The organism is Alkalihalobacterium sp. TH-98 (assembly GCF_057473385.1).
The window spans coordinates 12,662-28,482 of record NZ_JBYCKM010000027.1 but is presented as its reverse complement, the minus strand read 5'-3'; the positions used below and the strand labels follow the sequence as shown (position 1 = coordinate 28,482).

The window sequence follows — 15,821 nt, the reverse complement described above, 5'->3', positions numbered from 1 at the left end:
CCAAATCACCTCTGTTAGCACTCTAATGTATCGAGTGCTAAATCTAAAATAAAATTATCAAAAAGGTCATTTTTTGTCAACTAGTTAGACACTACTCTACTACTAAAAATTGTTCAAAAACTTCATTTGCCAAGAAAACACCTTTTCTTGTTAATTTTACCCGATCTGGTGTCACATGAATTAATTGACTTGCTACTAGTTGTTCAATTTGCTTATGGTACATATCTGTTAGCTGTATTCCATAACGTTCATAGAACTTTTGCTTTGAAACACCGTTAAGCATCCTGAGCCCCATAAACATTTCTTCTTCCATTCGTTCTTTTTCACTCAGTTCGTTAGCTGCGAACCTTGCTTGTTTCTTCTCCGTTATAGATTGGATATACTTTTGTACCGGTCCTATGTTGGCGTAACGTACACCGTTGATATAACCGTGGGCCCCTGCACCAATTCCGAAATACTCTTCATTATTCCAATAGATGATATTATGCTTACTTTCATAACCAGACTTTGCAAAATTAGAAATTTCATATTGATGGTATCCATGCTTGTTCATTTGTTCGATCAACCGTTCATACATAACAGCTTCTTCATCTTCTGTAGGAAGGGGCAGTTTTCCTTTTCTTAAAAGATTATAAAAAACCGTTTTTTCTTCCACTTTCAACGAGTAAGCAGAAAAATGTTCAATCTCTAATGAAAAAGCTTTTTTTAAAGTATCGTCGAATGCTTCCATAGTTTGTTCTGGTAATCCAAACATAAGATCCACCGTTAAGTTGTTAAACCCTTTTTGTCTCGCTCGCTCAATGGTTTTATAAATATCTTCAGGCTGATGGGTGCGGCCAATTTTCTTTAATAAGAGCGGATCAAATGTCTGAACTCCAATACTTAGACGATTTACACCAGCGTCCCGTAAAACATTCAGCTGATCATCCGTAACCCCTCCTGGATTAACTTCTACCGTCCACTCCTTTAATGAGTTTCTGAGTGAGAAATGGGTATGTAAACTTGTGAATACTTTCTCTAATTGCTTGGCTGATAGAGCTGTCGGTGTTCCTCCCCCGATATAAATCGTCTTAATCGGTTCCGTAAAATACTTATCGGCTGCATCGGATAGTTCGATATCAAGAGCTTGAACATATTCATCGACAGGCTGTCCCTGTAAAAATACTTTGTTAAAATCACAATAATGACAAATGTGTTCACAAAAAGGAATGTGAACGTAAATCGCAGTCGGCATGGTCTTCCTACTTTCTATGAAAAGATAAAGATATTAGAACACACAATGTCATCTCTCTTATTCATTAGTTGTCGTTCTTGATCAAAATTACACCTAGGAATCAAAAAAACTTTCTTAGGTGGTAAAAAACCGCAGGATTTTTAGGCCTGCGGTTTTGCTTAGTCTATAAATTAGAAATCCAGTTACTTTGAAGGGTTAGAATCGTCCATACGCAATACGGCCATAAATGCTTCTTGCGGCACTTCTACACTACCAACACTCTTCATACGCTTTTTACCTTCTTTTTGCTTCTCTAATAGTTTACGTTTACGAGAAATATCTCCCCCGTAACACTTAGCTAAAACGTTTTTACGCATCGCCTTAATCGTTGAACGTGCAATAATCTTTTGCCCTAAACTTGCTTGAACAGGCACTTCGAATTGTTGACGAGGAATAAGTTCTTTTAACTTCTCAACGATAATTTTTCCACGGTCGTAAGCAGAATCACGGTGAACAATGACCGATAAAGCATCCACTTTTTCTGCATTTAATAAGATATCCATCTTCACCAACTTCGATTCCTTATAGCCAATTAACTCATAATCAAACGATGCATAGCCTTTTGTATTTGATTTTAATTGATCGAAGAAATCATAAACGATCTCAGATAGAGGAATGTCATAAACAATCGAAACTCGGTTCTCATCTAAATATTGCATATCAATAAATATACCGCGCTTGCCTTGGCAAAGCTCCATGACGGCTCCCACATAATCATTTGGCACCATCACTTTAGCTTTAACATACGGCTCTTCAATTCGTTCAATTTTTTGTGGATCTGGCATTTTAGATGGATTATCAATTTCTAATACTTCTCCATCCGTTTGGTAAACGTGATAAACAACACTCGGCGCTGTCGTAATAAGGTCGATATTAAATTCCCTTTCAATACGCTCTTGAATGATCTCCATATGGAGCAACCCTAAAAATCCACAACGGAAACCAAAGCCTAAAGCTTGAGAAGTTTCCGGCTCAAATTGTAAAGACGCATCATTCAATTGGAGACGCTCCAACGCTTCACGCAGGTCATTGTAATCGGCTGTATCAATTGGATAAATACCACAGAAAACCATTGGGTTCATTTTACGGTAACCAGGTAACGCAGCTTCAGCTGGATTTTCTGCAAGTGTAACGGTATCACCGACACGACAATCACTTACATTTTTAATTGAAGCGGTTAAGAACCCTACATCACCAACTGTTAATTCGTCACGGCGAGTCGGCTTCGGCGTATATACGCCAACTTCATTGACTTCAAACTCTTTACCTGTTGCCATCATCTTAACTTTCTGGCCCGGCTTAACTGTACCTTCAATAATTCGGATATACGCAATAACCCCGCGATACGAATCGTATAACGAGTCAAAGATCAGCGCTTTTAATGGAGCTTCAGGATCACCTGTTGGTGCCGGTACTTTTTCCACTACTTGCTCTAAAATTTCTTCAATACCAATACCATTCTTTGCAGACGCAAGAACAGCATCAGAAGCATCCAAACCAATGACATCTTCAACTTCTTTTTTTACTCGCTCAGGCTCAGCACTTGGCAAGTCGATCTTATTAATGACTGGTAAAATCTCTAAGTCATTATCCAAAGCTAGATAAACATTCGCAAGTGTTTGAGCTTCAATTCCTTGAGCTGCATCGACGATTAGAAGAGCTCCTTCACACGCCGCTAAACTTCGTGAAACTTCATACGTGAAGTCGACGTGTCCTGGCGTATCAATTAGGTGAAAAATATACTCTTCGCCATCGCTTGCTTTATAAGTAAGCTGTACAGCATTTAATTTTATTGTAATTCCACGTTCACGTTCTAAATCCATTGAATCGAGAATTTGTTCTTTCATTTCGCGTTGCGTTAACGCACTAGTCTTCTCTAAAATTCGGTCCGCTAACGTTGATTTTCCATGATCGATATGAGCAATAATCGAAAAGTTTCTGATTTTCGATCTGCGCGTTAAACGTTGTTCTTTATTCATAGTCATTATCACTCCTATATGCACTAAGTTTGATTATACCAATGTGTTGCTCTTCCTTCAATAACCGTAGTGCTTTGGAGGGTAAAAAAATAAAAACCTCTGTCTGAAAAGACAGAAGTTCATTGATCATTCGTTAATTATTCAACCAACCATGGATAATTCCAGTAATGGCTGAAACGGTATGATAGACAAGTATTTCTAGTAATTCCCCTATATTTGAACCGAGCTCAGAATAAAAATTAAAAGCACCAACATCAGCAGCAAGTTGCTGTTTCTCTTGTAATTCTTGGGTTGTTTTTACTCGTTCCTCTTTAGGTTGCTCTTTTTCAGCAGGTGGTACAGTTTGTTTCTCGTCTTTTACTTTTTGTTTTTCAATCGACGGGGTGGAAGGGGCTGTGACCGTCTGTTCTGCTTCTTTTTTTCCAAATAAGCTTAATGTCCCTTCATTCGCCTGGTGAATTCCAAAGACAACTCCAAACAATAAGATCGTTAGTACAAAAAAGGTTTTAAGCAAAAATTTGGTCATCCCTCTTCCTCCCCATCTATTCCGGTTTTATTTGTTGCTTTACTCTGTTGATACTTTTGCTTGCTCCCAGTAAAATTCACTAAATACTTCGGCAAAGGCATCGGCTGATCTAAAGTTTTCTTCCACTGAGTTTTCAACTCCACCAAACTCAATTAAAATCGAATTACCATGTAAATCCTGGTTGTATACACCATTTCTTCCAATACCGCCCATCTCAACAACCCCGCGGCTTAAACCAGGGTATTTTTCCTCTAGTCTGTGGTGTAAGTCTTTCGCTAATTTTGTATTTTGTTCTCTATTTCGATTATCTCTTCCAATTACAAAATAAATCCTTGCGTAGTGTTCACCGTTAATCGTAACTGTAGTGTTATCTCTCAATAAAGAGTCACGGTGTAAATCGAAGAAGAACTCTAATTGATCATTGTTTGCCATTGCTTCTTTGACTAATTCTCTTGAAGCATCATATGATTTCGGATAGCCCCAATCTCTTTGGTTTAAAATACTCTGAATGTCTGTACTATCAACATCCGTACCAATGCCGCGATTTCTTAAAGATTGACCTAATCTTTCACCGACAAGCGAAATATTAACTTCTGCGTGCCATGCTTCATTCGGGTTTGTTACACCCTTTAACTCCGGTAAAAACGATTCTCTTGTATGCGAATGAATAATATGAACAACTTTTCGATCACCAGTTGTCATCTCAGGTTGCGCTTGATCTGTCGGCTTGTCCAACTCATCAAAAGACGTTGTTGCCGCTTCTCGTTCTGCCATTAACACTTCCATTGGAGGTGCCGACTCAATTGGCATGTTCGTATAGTCTGACTTGTCACCGGCAACGACGATATTCCCGTCAAACAATGCAAAGCCAGGTAACTCCCTCCCCAGCAAACTCCTCGGGTCATCGGGGTTAATACTCGTTGCGAGTTCAAATGCAATACTAGACAAATTAGGAGGTTGACTATCTTCAGGTAACGCTTGTTGAAAATATCTATTTCCCATTCCCATTAAGTAAACGAGATTTTCTCCAGTAACTTGGGTTGTCCAACTATGAACCGTCGAAGAAGCCATACCGTATCCTGGATCAATGGATGTTAACATTCCTGTAAAGATAAAAACAGCGATAATCCCAACAATAATAAAAACAGCGATTTTTCTAAGACTTGTCCTATTTATTGAAATGGTCAAACCATGGAATCGGTTTCTCCTCATACTCCCACCCTTTCGATTACTCTTATCACAATCTATGTACAAGCTGTCTTGTATAGAACCAAAAAAACGAGGATTAATCCGGCTTTTTGGAGTAACATACGCTAAAGTTGATGAAGGACAAAACAAGCAAAAATGCAAGGGAAGTGTCCTTCATGAGATGTTGAGGGACATTTCGGGATTGAAATGAAAGTGTCCTTCATTGAGATGTTGAGAGACTATTTTACTCAATAGGCTTTAAATATCAAAAAAGCTGCTTCTATGAAGAAGCAGCTTTTTAGTATAGTTTGGGGGCTGTAATCAAATTACGATCCGCTTAATGTGTATAAGACCCAACGTTATCTTGGTCCACTTCACCATGAAGTGCTGCGTTCAGTCCCATCGCAAGTACATTTGCCATATCATCAATGAATACATCGATTTCCTTCGGGGTCACCATTAAATTATGGCCAAGCGGTGCTAACACTTCACGAATGAGCTGGCGCTTTTCTTCTTCCTCTAATGTTCCGACCATTCCTAAAATGGTTTGGCGTTTCGACTCATCAGGTAGATCTTCATCCGTTAGCTGGCGCTTTTCACCGAAAGTCATTCCTGCAGGAGTTAAAGCTCGCGAAGGTTTATTACCTTCTTTCATTTCTCTGCCAAAGTGTTTTAAAACAAAATCAATGGTATCACTCGTGATTGAAACCGCGTCTACAACAGTTGGTATACCAACGGCAATAACAGGAATCCCTAAGGTTTCTTGGCTTAACTCTTTACGTTTATTCCCCACACCGCTTCCAGGGTGGATACCGGTGTCAGAAACTTGTATCGTCGTATTGACTCTTTCAATCGAACGAGAAGCTAAGGCATCAATCGCAATGACAAAGTCAGGTTTTGTTTTTTCAATAACACCGTGGATAATGTCACTTGTTTCAATTCCAGTAATCCCCATTACGCCAGGTGCGATCGCACTGACCGGACGAAATCCGTCTTCTACTTGTTCTGGTGCCAACGCAAATAAATGCTTAGTGATGAGAAGGTTTTCAACTGCAATCGGTCCTAAAGCATCTGGTGTCACGTTCCAGTTTCCTAACCCGACAACTAGGCAGCTCGATTCTTTTGTAATATTAAGCTCTTCCAAAAATAAATTAAATTCGCGTGCAAAGACAGACTCCACTTTCTCTTGTAGTGCTGTATCTTTTTTTCGTATTCCTTGTGTTTCAAACGTTAAGTATCGGCCAGCTTTTTTCCCTAACCTTTCAGCACCTTGGTCTGTAATTTCTACTCTAGTTATTTTTACACCTTCTTGTTCTTTTTCTTTAACAACAACACCTTCAATTCTTCTTCTTTCTTTGGAAGGCGCCTTCTTTTGTTCTTCTTCCTGAACAATTTCATGAGCCTCTACCGCTAAATCTGTTCGTACGTTATATTCACTTAAATCTAAGTTTTTATCCGACACAGAGAGATCCTCCTTTTTGAACACATACTAGTAAGGTTGTTCAAAAGTCCGGGAAAAATCCTTTCATTAGAAGACCTTCGACTAAGAACCCCACGTCCTGTGGGAACGTCGAAGTCACCACATCCTGTGGTAGCTCGTCAGCTTGCGCTTCCTCGAACTTAACGGATCTTTTTGTCCTGCCTTTGAACACATACTAGTAGTATTTCTTTTAAAAATAGGTTTCCCGTGAAGAAGGTTTTCATTCTTCTATTGCAATTATTCATGGTTTTTGATAGAATGCTGTTTGTTGTACTTATTCACTGTTGTGAAGGTTGCATCAGGGAGGTGAAAGGAATGCCTAACATTAAATCTGCGATTAAACGTGTAAAAACTAACGACAAGCGCCGTGTGCAAAACGCTTCTCAAAAGTCTGCTCTTCGTACAGCTATCAAGAACTTTGAAGCTAAAGTTGCAGCTAACGAAGTAGAAGCAGCAAAAGAAGCTTACGTTGCAGCTGCTAAGAAGCTTGACAAAGCAGCAAGCAAAGGCCTTATTCATAAAAATGCAGCATCTCGTCAAAAGTCTCGTTTACAAAAGCAATTAAACGGAGTTTCTGCATAATCGAATGATTGGCTAAGTTTTAAAAAAGTTAACTTTTTTAAGGTAAAAAACGGAGGAACTCTTTTAGAGTTTCTCCGTTTTTTATATTCTTATTAAAATTGACATTGTACATAGATGCTATCACTGTGGTCACACCTACTTACCGGTGAAATTCCATCAAAAGCAATTCAATCGCTAAATGCTTATCCACTTGCCCGCTTTTAATATTAAAGTCCGTCTCGGCAAGCCGCTCTAATAAACGAAACAATGCGGCTTCTTGAAATGCTTTTCCTTGTTGACTCGCTAGCTTAACAGCATATGGGTGAACTTTAATTTGACCGGCAATCTGTTGTTGCGAATACCCTCTTTTCAACAATTCTTTTACTTGATAAATGATACGTACTTGACGTGCTAATAAAGCGACAAGCTTAATGGGATCTTCCTTTTGTCTCATTAAGTCAAAATAGATTTCTAAAGCTTTTTCAATGCGTTTATGTACGATATGGTCGATTAACATAAAAACATCTTGTTCAACTGTCTTTGCTACCAGTTGATCAACTACTGATTCATCAATCATCCCATGCTCCCCGACGTAAAGAGAAAGCTTTTCAATCTCATTAACGAGCATTAACAAATTTCCGCCTAGTAACTGAATTAATTTTTCTTTTCCACCTGATGTCAATTCAATCGAATGACTCATCGCTTGTTCATTTAGCCACTCGTTTAACATTTTTTCGTCAAACTCTTTCGTATCAACAACCTCTGCTTCTTTCCTTAACGATTTGACTAACTTTTTCCGCTCATCTAATTTTTCATAAGGTGCCGTTAAAATAAATACCGTTTCTTGAACTGGATTTTGTAGATACATTTCCAGTAACTTTAAATTATGTTCTATTTTACTATCGTCTTTTTGCGCTGTTAAAAAATAGGCATCTTTAGCGATCACTACTCTTTTTGATCCTAAAAATGGAAGTGTTTGAGCATCTTCCACAGCAACATCAACCGGCGTCTCCTTTAATTCATATGTCGATAAATTAAAATCTAGCTCATCTTCTGTTAAAGATTTAGCAACGATTGAATGAATTAAATCATCAACTAAAAAGCGCTCCTCACCGATGAACAAATAAATCGGGGCAATATTTTCTTTCGAAATTTTTCGTTTTGTTTCTATGTATGACATTTTTACGTCCCTTCCTAATGGTTGGATATTCCTAAAAGAGATTGGTAATATTATTATGGGTAATATAAAAAGCATTGTCCATACTTGTTAAGTAATTTAACCATGAAAAAGAGGCCAACCCATTGTTCATTGGCTCCCTACTTAATCCGCTGATAATGAAATGAGCGAGTCATCTCATTAACATAAGTTAAGACCCAATTTCATGAGTTAACCTCCATTTATGATAAACGCCATCAAAGGGACCCTAGGAAACCCCTCTAATGACGATAATCATGTTTGCGGCGACCTCTACATTAGTTATGATATCCTATGCAGGTGAAAACTATAGGTGACAACTCTTTACAGCAGTGGAAGACAATATTTTAATATTTGACACGAAAAGCGCAAACGCCCGTATAGCGACGTACGGACTGGACTGAGGAGATAAAGGAAACACGATGATCGGCAGGGAGTCGATGTTGACTTATCGTACGAAGGTGAGGGAAGTCTCGCTTAGTCGTTGGGCGTTGGAGCTAGACAACTGCGAATATTTTACATGAAAAGGACTTTGGATTGTATGGATTTTTTTCTTGTCTTCCCTTATACTAAAGAATGAAATAGGAGGGGTTACTAATGAGTGAGTTCGAAAAAAGAGTACAATGTAAACGCAACGACGCAATTGATTCAGGTGTTGGGTTTATCGTTTCTTTCGGCTTCTTTGCCACTTTATTTATTATCGCTTCACTAGTTGACGTATTCGGCAACATGTAAGACAACCATACTTAAAGAAAAAGGGTTACCGCAATGGTAACCTTTTTTCATGTTTGCTTTGGATAGCCGTTTCTATATGAAGAAGCCCTTTCTTCGAGAAAACAAAGCGGATCCCTCCATGTTCGTCCGTACGATAAATAGGTATGTTCCGTTCAGTGAATGTTTCAATCACCTCGGTATGAGGATGTTGAAACCGATTATTTCTTCCAGCGGAAATGAGGGCGAGTTTAGGTTGAATATGATCGATAAATGGAGGGGTTGACGATGTACGGCTGCCATGATGACCAGCCTTTAAAATATCGATCTCTAACTTTTTAAAATCACGAATAAGACGCGCCTCACCACTTTGCTCTAAATCACCGGTAAAAAGCCACCGTAACCCTCCCAATGTGCTATACAAAACGATGGAACGATTATTCAAACTGTCTTCATTGCCTTGAGGTGATAGAACACGAAAATCACTTCCTGCCACCGTCCATCCCATTCCTTCTTTAGCAAACTGTATATTTGTCCCTCTCTGCTGAAATTCAGTCAATAAATACCGCTCAAAGTCTCCTTCAACAGGACCGTAAGCATATACTATCTCTTTTATTTTTACTTGATCAAGAAGTGCCTCAGCACCACCTATATGATCGTAATGACCGTGCGTTAAAATTAACTTATCAATCGTTTGAATTCCTTTCGCTTTGAGAAACGGAACGACGATATGTTTTCCGACATCGAATTCACGAGATCTCCTTTTCCATTCTTCTTCTCTTCCAAAACTTACTAAGCCTCCACTATCAATTAAATAAACTGCTTTCCGATGCGGGAGTTCAATAAAGATACTGTCACCTTGCCCTACATCTAGCATCGTCACCTCACCTTTTCCAGTAAAATAAGGGCTAAGAAAATGGATGAGCATCAAACTTGTCAGGGCGCATATTAGAATGGCCCAACGCTTGAACGAAACTTTCCTTTCATAGAAAAGGAACGCGGCAAAACAAATATACATGAAGCAGAAAGCAATCCAAATATCAAATTGACCAAAAAGGATCGAACTAAAAGGCAAATCATTAAGGTATGTTAAACCTGAATGTGAATAAACAATTACTCCATTCAGAAGCTCTAATAAGAAGTTTCCAAAAAAAGGTGAAATCAAATGAATAAAATAGGTTAAAAAAACAGCAGGTAAAACGAGTAAAGAGATAAATGGAATATACACCAAATTAAGAGGCAAGCTTAACCAAGAAACTTCGTAAAAGTGGAAGATGATAATTGGAAAGGATGCGATCTGAGAAATGGCAGTTACTGTAACCAGCTGCTTGAAATAATGAATTTGTTTACTGACCATATCTGCAGAAACAATTAAAGTAAAGCTAATTAAAAACGATAATTGAAAGCCTAACTGGTATAAGGAATAAGGAGATAAAAGTAAATACAAAAGACAAACGAAACTAATACCGTCAAGTGGATGTAATTTCTTTTTTAACCGCAATGAAACCAGCACGACAACTGTCATACATACTGCACGAATAACAGAAGGAGCACCACCGGCAACGATCATGTACATCGGTAATAAAATTAACAATAGATCGATCGTTCGCTCACGTGTAATACCGAAACGAATGAAGAGAAAAAATAACGCAGAAAAGATGAGTCCTACATGAAGCCCAGAAACAGCTAAAAGATGAATAACACCTAAACGCTGATACGCTTCTAATACGTCCTCCTCCATACTCGCTCGATCACCGAATAGTAAAGCAGTAACAATTCCCGTGGATCCATCTGGATAGTGCTCACTAATGTATTGAATTCCATGTTGCCGAATAGTTTGAAGAGAATAGCGAAAAGAAAAAGATGATGACTGGCATTTTTGGATAACTACAGTCTCAGGATTGAAATTCCAATGAATCTTTTGATAAAAAAGAAACTCCTCATAATCAAAAGCATAAAAGTTAGTTGACGGAGACGGTTTACGGAGCTTACCTAGCAAAGGGCATTTCATCCCAACTTTAAGAGCTTTTAACTGCTGCTGCTCCTGTTCTGATTTTATTAAATAATTGGTCTGTAACTTTTCACCTGTTACGGTTGTGAATTGAAAGCTTAGGCGATCGCCATTGATTTGTGGAATGGAACTAATCGTACCCATAAAAGCGGTTTGTTCTGAGGAATAATTCGTTACATTATGTTGATGAATAAAAGAACTACTCGTATAAAATAACAGTAAGCAAAGGACAAGAAAAAGTCCGTCCATCCTTATCCTTCGCCTGTGAACGATTAAATAATAGCTTAAGTATGCTATAAGAAAAAGTAACCAGATTTGAAATCCTTTTGTAGCTATTACAATACTAATGATCGCTGCCAATACAACAATATGCCAACGTCCAGTCAAAGAAATAACTCCTTTACATTAAAGTGGAGTATAAAGCTTGTTTGCTTCATCACGAAGCTTTTTAAGCTCGTCTTCTGAAAGCCCACTTGCAGCTAGCTTTTCTAATAATGATGCTGTAAATTGAAGCTTTTCATTTGAATTTTTATCTAAGATCAATTCTTCTAATTCAACTTGCTTCACTTTCACCCCAGCTTGTTCAAGTAATTCCAACGCATACGGGTGGTTCTTATAATCAGTTGAATAATAGACGGCAGAAATACCACTCTGGATAATGCTCTTCGTACAGTTTAAGCACGGAAAATGAGTAACATAAATTTCTGCTCCTTGTGTAGGAACCCCAAATTTAGCACATTGCAAAAGGGCGTTCACCTCCGCGTGAATCGTTCGAATACAATGATTATCCACGACATAACAACCTTCATCTATACAATGATCGCTTCCAGAAATCGATCCGTTATACCCCCCTGCAATAATTCGTTTATCCCGGACAATCGTAGCGCCTACCATCAAACGTGTACATGTACTTCTCATTGCCAGCAAATGACTTTGTGCAATAAAATACTGATCCCATGAAATTCGATTCAACTTTTTCAACTCCTTGTAAAATGGCTTCTATGTCTATAGTTTATCCAACGTCAGAAACATGCGTCAATGGAAAGAAAAGCGAAAGGTACCTGGTTATTGGCGAAAAACGCTGGAGAGAAGGAAGGCAGGAAGGAGCATTCTGCTGTTTGGCCACGTTTGATGGACCGAAGCAGCTCGAGCTGAAGACACCTGCAGCCAAAACAACAACAGGCCGCACAAAACGGTGAGACTGAAGCAAATAAAAGAAATTGGGTGGAATTAGAATTTAGGCGACTGAGAGGACCTTATTTTAGAGAAAACCACCTCATTTATGGATTTCACGGACTGAGAGGCTCTTATTTGCCTAAAATCATTACTCAACTCCATGAAAACTAGTAATTAAGGGCTTCTGAGTCCTCTAAACTAAACAAAAGTGGCTTTTTGTCACAAATAAAGGCCTCTCAGTCCTATTATATTTAAAACGACGAGCGCGCAGCCAGCTGCAACAAAACTAAGCTGACATCCCACATCTCCGTTTAGCCGACTGACCAATGCCTCTCAACATCCAAAAGGTTTTCCTCAAGAAAAAGAGGAGACTCCAGTAACGTGATACGACAATAAATGGATCGTCATCGCATCATACTGCGTACAAACTACTTAGGAGTCACCCTCATCCTGATTAGCTTTGGCTTTTTACAAGTGCTTGCTCAATATCAGAAATAATATCATTTACATTTTCAATCCCGATCGAAAGACGGATAAGCTCTGGAGTTACTCCAGCTGCTCGCTGATCGGCTTCAGATAATTGTTGGTGTGTTGTACTTGCAGGGTGAATGACGAGTGATTTCGCATCACCTACATTGGCAACATGTGAAAGCAATTCTAATGCATTAATAAATCTCTTGCCTTCTTCCGTTCCACCTTTAATACCAAATGTAAGAATTGCTCCTTTACCATTTGGTAAGTATTTGTTGGCTAAATCATATGAGCGGTGTGAAGATAGGCCAGCATAACTTACCCACTCGACAAGCTCATGGTTGTCTAAAAATTGAGCCACTTTCTCAGCGTTTTCACAATGACGCTCCATACGTAAGTGAAGCGTTTCTAATCCTTGTAATAATAAGAAAGAGTTTAACGGAGCAATTGCTGGCCCTAAATCACGTAACAGCTGAACACGAGCTTTAATAATGTACGCTAGGTTCCCTAAAGCTTCAGTGTAGACTAAACCATGATAACTAGGGTCCGGCTCAGACAATCCAGGAAACTTTCCGTTACCCCAGTCGAACTTTCCAGCATCAACGATTACTCCACCAATCGATGTTCCGTGACCACCCATAAATTTAGTCGCAGAATGAACAACAATATCAGCGCCGTGTTCAATCGGACGACATAGTGCAGGTGTTACTAATGTCGCATCAACCATCAGCGGGATGCCATTTCGGTGCGCAACAGCCGCAACGGCTTCTACATCTAAAATGTCTCCTTGAGGATTTCCAATCATTTCACCATATAGTAACTTCGTATTCGGTGTGATTGCACGTTCAAATGCTTCAGGATCAGTTCCATCAACAAGATGAACAGTAATTCCCATCTTTTTTAACGTATGTACAAATAAGTTGTACGTTCCCCCGTATAATGCACTTGAAGCGACGATTTCATCACCATTTTCACAAATGTTAAGGATAGCAAGATGGATCGCAGAACTTCCGCTAGCTGTAGCAAGCGCGGCAACTCCACCTTCTAGTTCAGCGACACGTTTTTCAAATACGTCTTGTGTCGGGTTCATAATACGCGTGTAGATATTCCCAGGTTCTGCTAAAGAAAAAAGGTTGGCTGCATGTTCAGAGCTTTTAAATCCGTATGATGTTGTTTGATAAATAGGTACAGCCCTTGATTGCGTTGCAGGATCTACTTCTTGTCCTCCATGAACAGCAATAGTTTCTAAAGACCACTTGTTCTCACTCATGCTTTTTTTCCTCCTACTCCCACCTAAAAAATCAGATAGAAATTATATGAATTTTGCGCTGATTATATCCCTAATCCAACTAGTTGTCAATGTATTATGAGTTTTCTGTTATCTAGTTGTTATCTCATCTCTCATCTTATCAATGGATTTTGGGCCGATGCCTGAGACTTGTTGCAGATCTTCAACCGTTTGAAAGGGACCATTTTCATCACGATAAGCAATGATTGCAGTTGCTTTTGCCGGACCAATACCTGGAAGCTTTTGAAGTTCTTCGGCTGATGCCTGATTAATATTAATTTTTCCATTTTCACTTGTTGATGAATGATTACCGACCATGACCGAATCAACCATTGGTGTGTCTTCCTCCCCCACTTTAGGGATATAGATCGCCATCGCATCAGATAGAATGGCTGCTAAGTTAACTTTCATTTCATCTGCATCTGGAGTTAATCCACCCGCTAGTTCGATTAAGTCTTTCATTCTTTGACCCTCTTCAAGTTCGTAAACACCTGGTAACACAACTTGCCCTTTCACATCGACAATGATAGAAAGTTTCTGTTCAACTGGAACTTGGTCATTGTCCTCCTCTTCTTCAAAGTACCAGTTTAATTCTTCTGCATCGGAGTTGTTGTCAAACTGAAAAATAAAGCTTAAACTTACTACTAGAAGTAATACTCCAATCAAACAAACGAGCCACAGCTCACGCTTGGAGAATTTCATCAATCATTACACCTCGCTTTCGGAAAGGATGTTAAACATGAGTGTACACTTAGCGATATCTAAACAGGTTGAAAACCATATAAATGGACAAACGGAATTTAAAAGATTAGAGGCCATGCGTGAAGCAACTATTGAAAAGGTAGTAGCTGATGCGAAGAATGGGAAGGATTTTTCAGTTACTGAAATTAATCAAATTACAAATGAGATGAACGGAATAGCGATGAAGTTTGGTTTTCCTACTAGAAAAACGGTGACGAAAGAAATGGTTTCAGATTACGCAAATAGATCGAATATAAACGGTTAATTTAAAAACAAACATAATACGATAGCATCCCTCATATATTTACGTTAAAGACTGTCTAGAGGACATTCTGTAGCCCCTATGTAAGCACAGCGTGAGGAAAAGGAGGGATGCAACATGAATATTGGGATAATCGGTACAGGAAGCATGGGAACCATTTTAATTGATTCCTTAATTGAAGCAAAAGCTGTCACTCCATCCCAGCTGTTCATTCATAATCGTACATTAGAGAAAGCAAAAAATCTTGGAAAAAGGCACCATTCCCTTAACGTATGTGAAACACCAAATGAGGTTGTACAGAAAACGGACTTCATTTTCATTTGTGTAAAACCTTTACAGTTCCACTCGTTGTTAGAGTCGATTCAAGCAGATTTGTACAGCAGCCAGCTACTCATTTCCATTACAAGCCCGATTTCCGTCCAGCAGCTTGAACAGATTGTAAATTGTAAAGTGGCAAGAGCGATCCCAAGTATTTTGAATCGTGCACACGCGGGGCCATCACTACTTAGTTTCGGCAGCCGTTGTTCGAGTAAAGACAAAGAGGTACTCACCTCCCTTCTGAGTCATATTTCTACCCCTCTTGTCATTGACGAAAATGTTACGAGAGTAGCTTCGGATATCGTAAGTTGTGGGCCTGCTTTTTTTAGTTACATTTTACAACGGTTTGTGGATGCGGCTGTAAGGCAAACCGAAATTACAGCGGAAGATGCAACGACACTTGCAACGAATATGATTATTGGAATGGGGAAGCTGTTGGAAAAAGAGGTTTTTACATTACCAACATTACAACAAAGAGTCTGTGTACCTGGGGGCATAACTGGTGAAGGAATTAAAGTATTAGAAGAAGAGATTGGCCCAATGTTTGATCACCTTTTTCAACAAACACATGCCAAGTATTACGAAGACAAAGAGTTGATTGAACAACAATTTTCTTCTAAAACATACAAAGAATAAGACAA

Annotated in this window: 15 protein-coding genes; 5 read left to right on the top strand and 10 right to left on the bottom strand. The window is 38.9% G+C overall.

Going from position 1 to position 15,821, the window contains the following annotated elements; genetic code table 11:
• Positions 1 to 91: 91 nt before the first annotated feature.
• From hemW to gpr, 5 genes are all read right to left on the bottom strand, one after another.
• Positions 92 to 1,234, bottom strand: a complete 1,143-nt coding sequence (gene hemW, locus AC2VNP_RS10530) for a radical SAM family heme chaperone HemW (RefSeq protein WP_486917298.1) — start codon at positions 1,232 to 1,234, stop codon at positions 92 to 94.
• A 182-nt stretch (positions 1,235 to 1,416) separates the two neighbouring features.
• Positions 1,417 to 3,252, bottom strand: coding sequence for a translation elongation factor 4 (gene lepA, locus AC2VNP_RS10525; RefSeq protein WP_486917297.1), 1,836 nt, complete (start codon positions 3,250 to 3,252; stop codon positions 1,417 to 1,419).
• Positions 3,253 to 3,385: 133 nt separating this feature from the next.
• Positions 3,386 to 3,778, bottom strand: coding sequence for a DUF3679 domain-containing protein (locus tag AC2VNP_RS10520; RefSeq protein WP_486917296.1), 393 nt, complete (start codon positions 3,776 to 3,778; stop codon positions 3,386 to 3,388).
• Positions 3,779 to 3,817: 39 nt separating this feature from the next.
• The gene (gene spoIIP / locus AC2VNP_RS10515) at positions 3,818 to 4,990 is read right to left on the bottom strand and encodes a stage II sporulation protein P (protein ID WP_486917295.1); all 1,173 of its coding nucleotides are present in this window, start codon (positions 4,988 to 4,990) and stop codon (positions 3,818 to 3,820) included.
• 313 nt (positions 4,991 to 5,303) lie between these two features.
• Positions 5,304 to 6,428 carry a GPR endopeptidase gene (gene gpr, locus AC2VNP_RS10510; protein ID WP_486917294.1) on the bottom strand — a complete coding sequence of 375 codons (1,125 nt, stop codon included), beginning with the start codon at positions 6,426 to 6,428 and terminating at the stop codon, positions 5,304 to 5,306.
• A gap of 333 nt (positions 6,429 to 6,761) precedes the next feature.
• Between gpr and rpsT the strand changes: the two genes are divergently transcribed.
• Positions 6,762 to 7,028, top strand: coding sequence for a 30S ribosomal protein S20 (rpsT, locus tag AC2VNP_RS10505; protein WP_486917293.1), 267 nt, complete (start codon positions 6,762 to 6,764; stop codon positions 7,026 to 7,028).
• Between the two features lie 139 nt (positions 7,029 to 7,167).
• Here rpsT and holA read toward each other — a convergent pair whose 3' ends face one another.
• Positions 7,168 to 8,187, bottom strand: a complete 1,020-nt coding sequence (holA, locus tag AC2VNP_RS10500; RefSeq protein ID WP_486917292.1) for a DNA polymerase III subunit delta — start codon at positions 8,185 to 8,187, stop codon at positions 7,168 to 7,170.
• A 612-nt stretch (positions 8,188 to 8,799) separates the two neighbouring features.
• Here holA and AC2VNP_RS10495 point away from each other — a divergent pair.
• Positions 8,800 to 8,937 (top strand): YqzM family protein, encoded by a 138-nt coding sequence (locus AC2VNP_RS10495; protein ID WP_209122973.1) that lies wholly within the window; start codon positions 8,800 to 8,802, stop codon positions 8,935 to 8,937.
• Between the two features lie 25 nt (positions 8,938 to 8,962).
• On the opposite strand, the gene AC2VNP_RS10490 is transcribed toward AC2VNP_RS10495, so the two are convergent.
• The gene (locus AC2VNP_RS10490; RefSeq protein ID WP_486917291.1) at positions 8,963 to 11,311 is read right to left on the bottom strand and encodes a DNA internalization-related competence protein ComEC/Rec2; all 2,349 of its coding nucleotides are present in this window, start codon (positions 11,309 to 11,311) and stop codon (positions 8,963 to 8,965) included.
• Between the two features lie 18 nt (positions 11,312 to 11,329).
• Positions 11,330 to 11,896: a ComE operon protein 2 gene (locus AC2VNP_RS10485; protein WP_486917290.1), complete on the bottom strand. Its 567-nt coding sequence runs from the start codon at positions 11,894 to 11,896 to the stop codon at positions 11,330 to 11,332.
• A 29-nt stretch (positions 11,897 to 11,925) separates the two neighbouring features.
• Between AC2VNP_RS10485 and AC2VNP_RS10480 the strand changes: the two genes are divergently transcribed.
• Complete coding sequence (locus tag AC2VNP_RS10480; protein WP_486917289.1) at positions 11,926 to 12,123, top strand: hypothetical protein; 198 nt, start codon at positions 11,926 to 11,928, stop codon at positions 12,121 to 12,123.
• A 431-nt stretch (positions 12,124 to 12,554) separates the two neighbouring features.
• On the opposite strand, the gene AC2VNP_RS10475 is transcribed toward AC2VNP_RS10480, so the two are convergent.
• Positions 12,555 to 13,841 carry a homocysteine synthase gene (locus AC2VNP_RS10475; RefSeq protein ID WP_486917288.1) on the bottom strand — a complete coding sequence of 429 codons (1,287 nt, stop codon included), beginning with the start codon at positions 13,839 to 13,841 and terminating at the stop codon, positions 12,555 to 12,557.
• A gap of 108 nt (positions 13,842 to 13,949) precedes the next feature.
• Positions 13,950 to 14,561 (bottom strand): helix-hairpin-helix domain-containing protein, encoded by a 612-nt coding sequence (locus AC2VNP_RS10470; RefSeq protein ID WP_486917287.1) that lies wholly within the window; start codon positions 14,559 to 14,561, stop codon positions 13,950 to 13,952.
• A 37-nt stretch (positions 14,562 to 14,598) separates the two neighbouring features.
• On the opposite strand from AC2VNP_RS10470, the gene AC2VNP_RS10465 reads away from it, so the two are divergent.
• Both AC2VNP_RS10465 and comER read left to right on the top strand, forming a co-directional pair.
• Positions 14,599 to 14,865: a DUF2533 family protein gene (locus AC2VNP_RS10465; RefSeq protein ID WP_486917286.1), complete on the top strand. Its 267-nt coding sequence runs from the start codon at positions 14,599 to 14,601 to the stop codon at positions 14,863 to 14,865.
• A 114-nt stretch (positions 14,866 to 14,979) separates the two neighbouring features.
• Positions 14,980 to 15,816, top strand: coding sequence for a late competence protein ComER (gene comER / locus AC2VNP_RS10460; protein ID WP_486917285.1), 837 nt, complete (start codon positions 14,980 to 14,982; stop codon positions 15,814 to 15,816).
• The last annotated feature ends 5 nt before the right edge of the window (positions 15,817 to 15,821 follow it).

Excerpts from the sequence above, each read along its gene's own strand:
- AC2VNP_RS10475 (WP_486917288.1), bottom strand. The coding sequence starts at position 13,841 with ATGAGTGAGAACAAGTGGTCTTTAGAAACTATTGCTGTTCATGGAGGA.
- lepA (WP_486917297.1), bottom strand. The coding sequence starts at position 3,252 with ATGAATAAAGAACAACGTTTAACGCGCAGATCGAAAATCAGAAACTTT.
- comER (WP_486917285.1), top strand. The coding sequence starts at position 14,980 with ATGAATATTGGGATAATCGGTACAGGAAGCATGGGAACCATTTTAATT.
- holA (WP_486917292.1), bottom strand. The coding sequence starts at position 8,187 with ATGTCATACATAGAAACAAAACGAAAAATTTCGAAAGAAAATATTGCC.
- AC2VNP_RS10520 (WP_486917296.1), bottom strand. The coding sequence starts at position 3,778 with ATGACCAAATTTTTGCTTAAAACCTTTTTTGTACTAACGATCTTATTG.
- AC2VNP_RS10470 (WP_486917287.1), bottom strand. The coding sequence starts at position 14,561 with ATGAAATTCTCCAAGCGTGAGCTGTGGCTCGTTTGTTTGATTGGAGTA.
- AC2VNP_RS10480 (WP_486917289.1), top strand. The coding sequence starts at position 11,926 with ATGTCTATAGTTTATCCAACGTCAGAAACATGCGTCAATGGAAAGAAA.
- AC2VNP_RS10495 (WP_209122973.1), top strand. The coding sequence starts at position 8,800 with ATGAGTGAGTTCGAAAAAAGAGTACAATGTAAACGCAACGACGCAATT.
- hemW (WP_486917298.1), bottom strand. The coding sequence starts at position 1,234 with ATGCCGACTGCGATTTACGTTCACATTCCTTTTTGTGAACACATTTGT.
- rpsT (WP_486917293.1), top strand. The coding sequence starts at position 6,762 with ATGCCTAACATTAAATCTGCGATTAAACGTGTAAAAACTAACGACAAG.
- spoIIP (WP_486917295.1), bottom strand. The coding sequence starts at position 4,990 with ATGAGGAGAAACCGATTCCATGGTTTGACCATTTCAATAAATAGGACA.
- AC2VNP_RS10465 (WP_486917286.1), top strand. The coding sequence starts at position 14,599 with ATGAGTGTACACTTAGCGATATCTAAACAGGTTGAAAACCATATAAAT.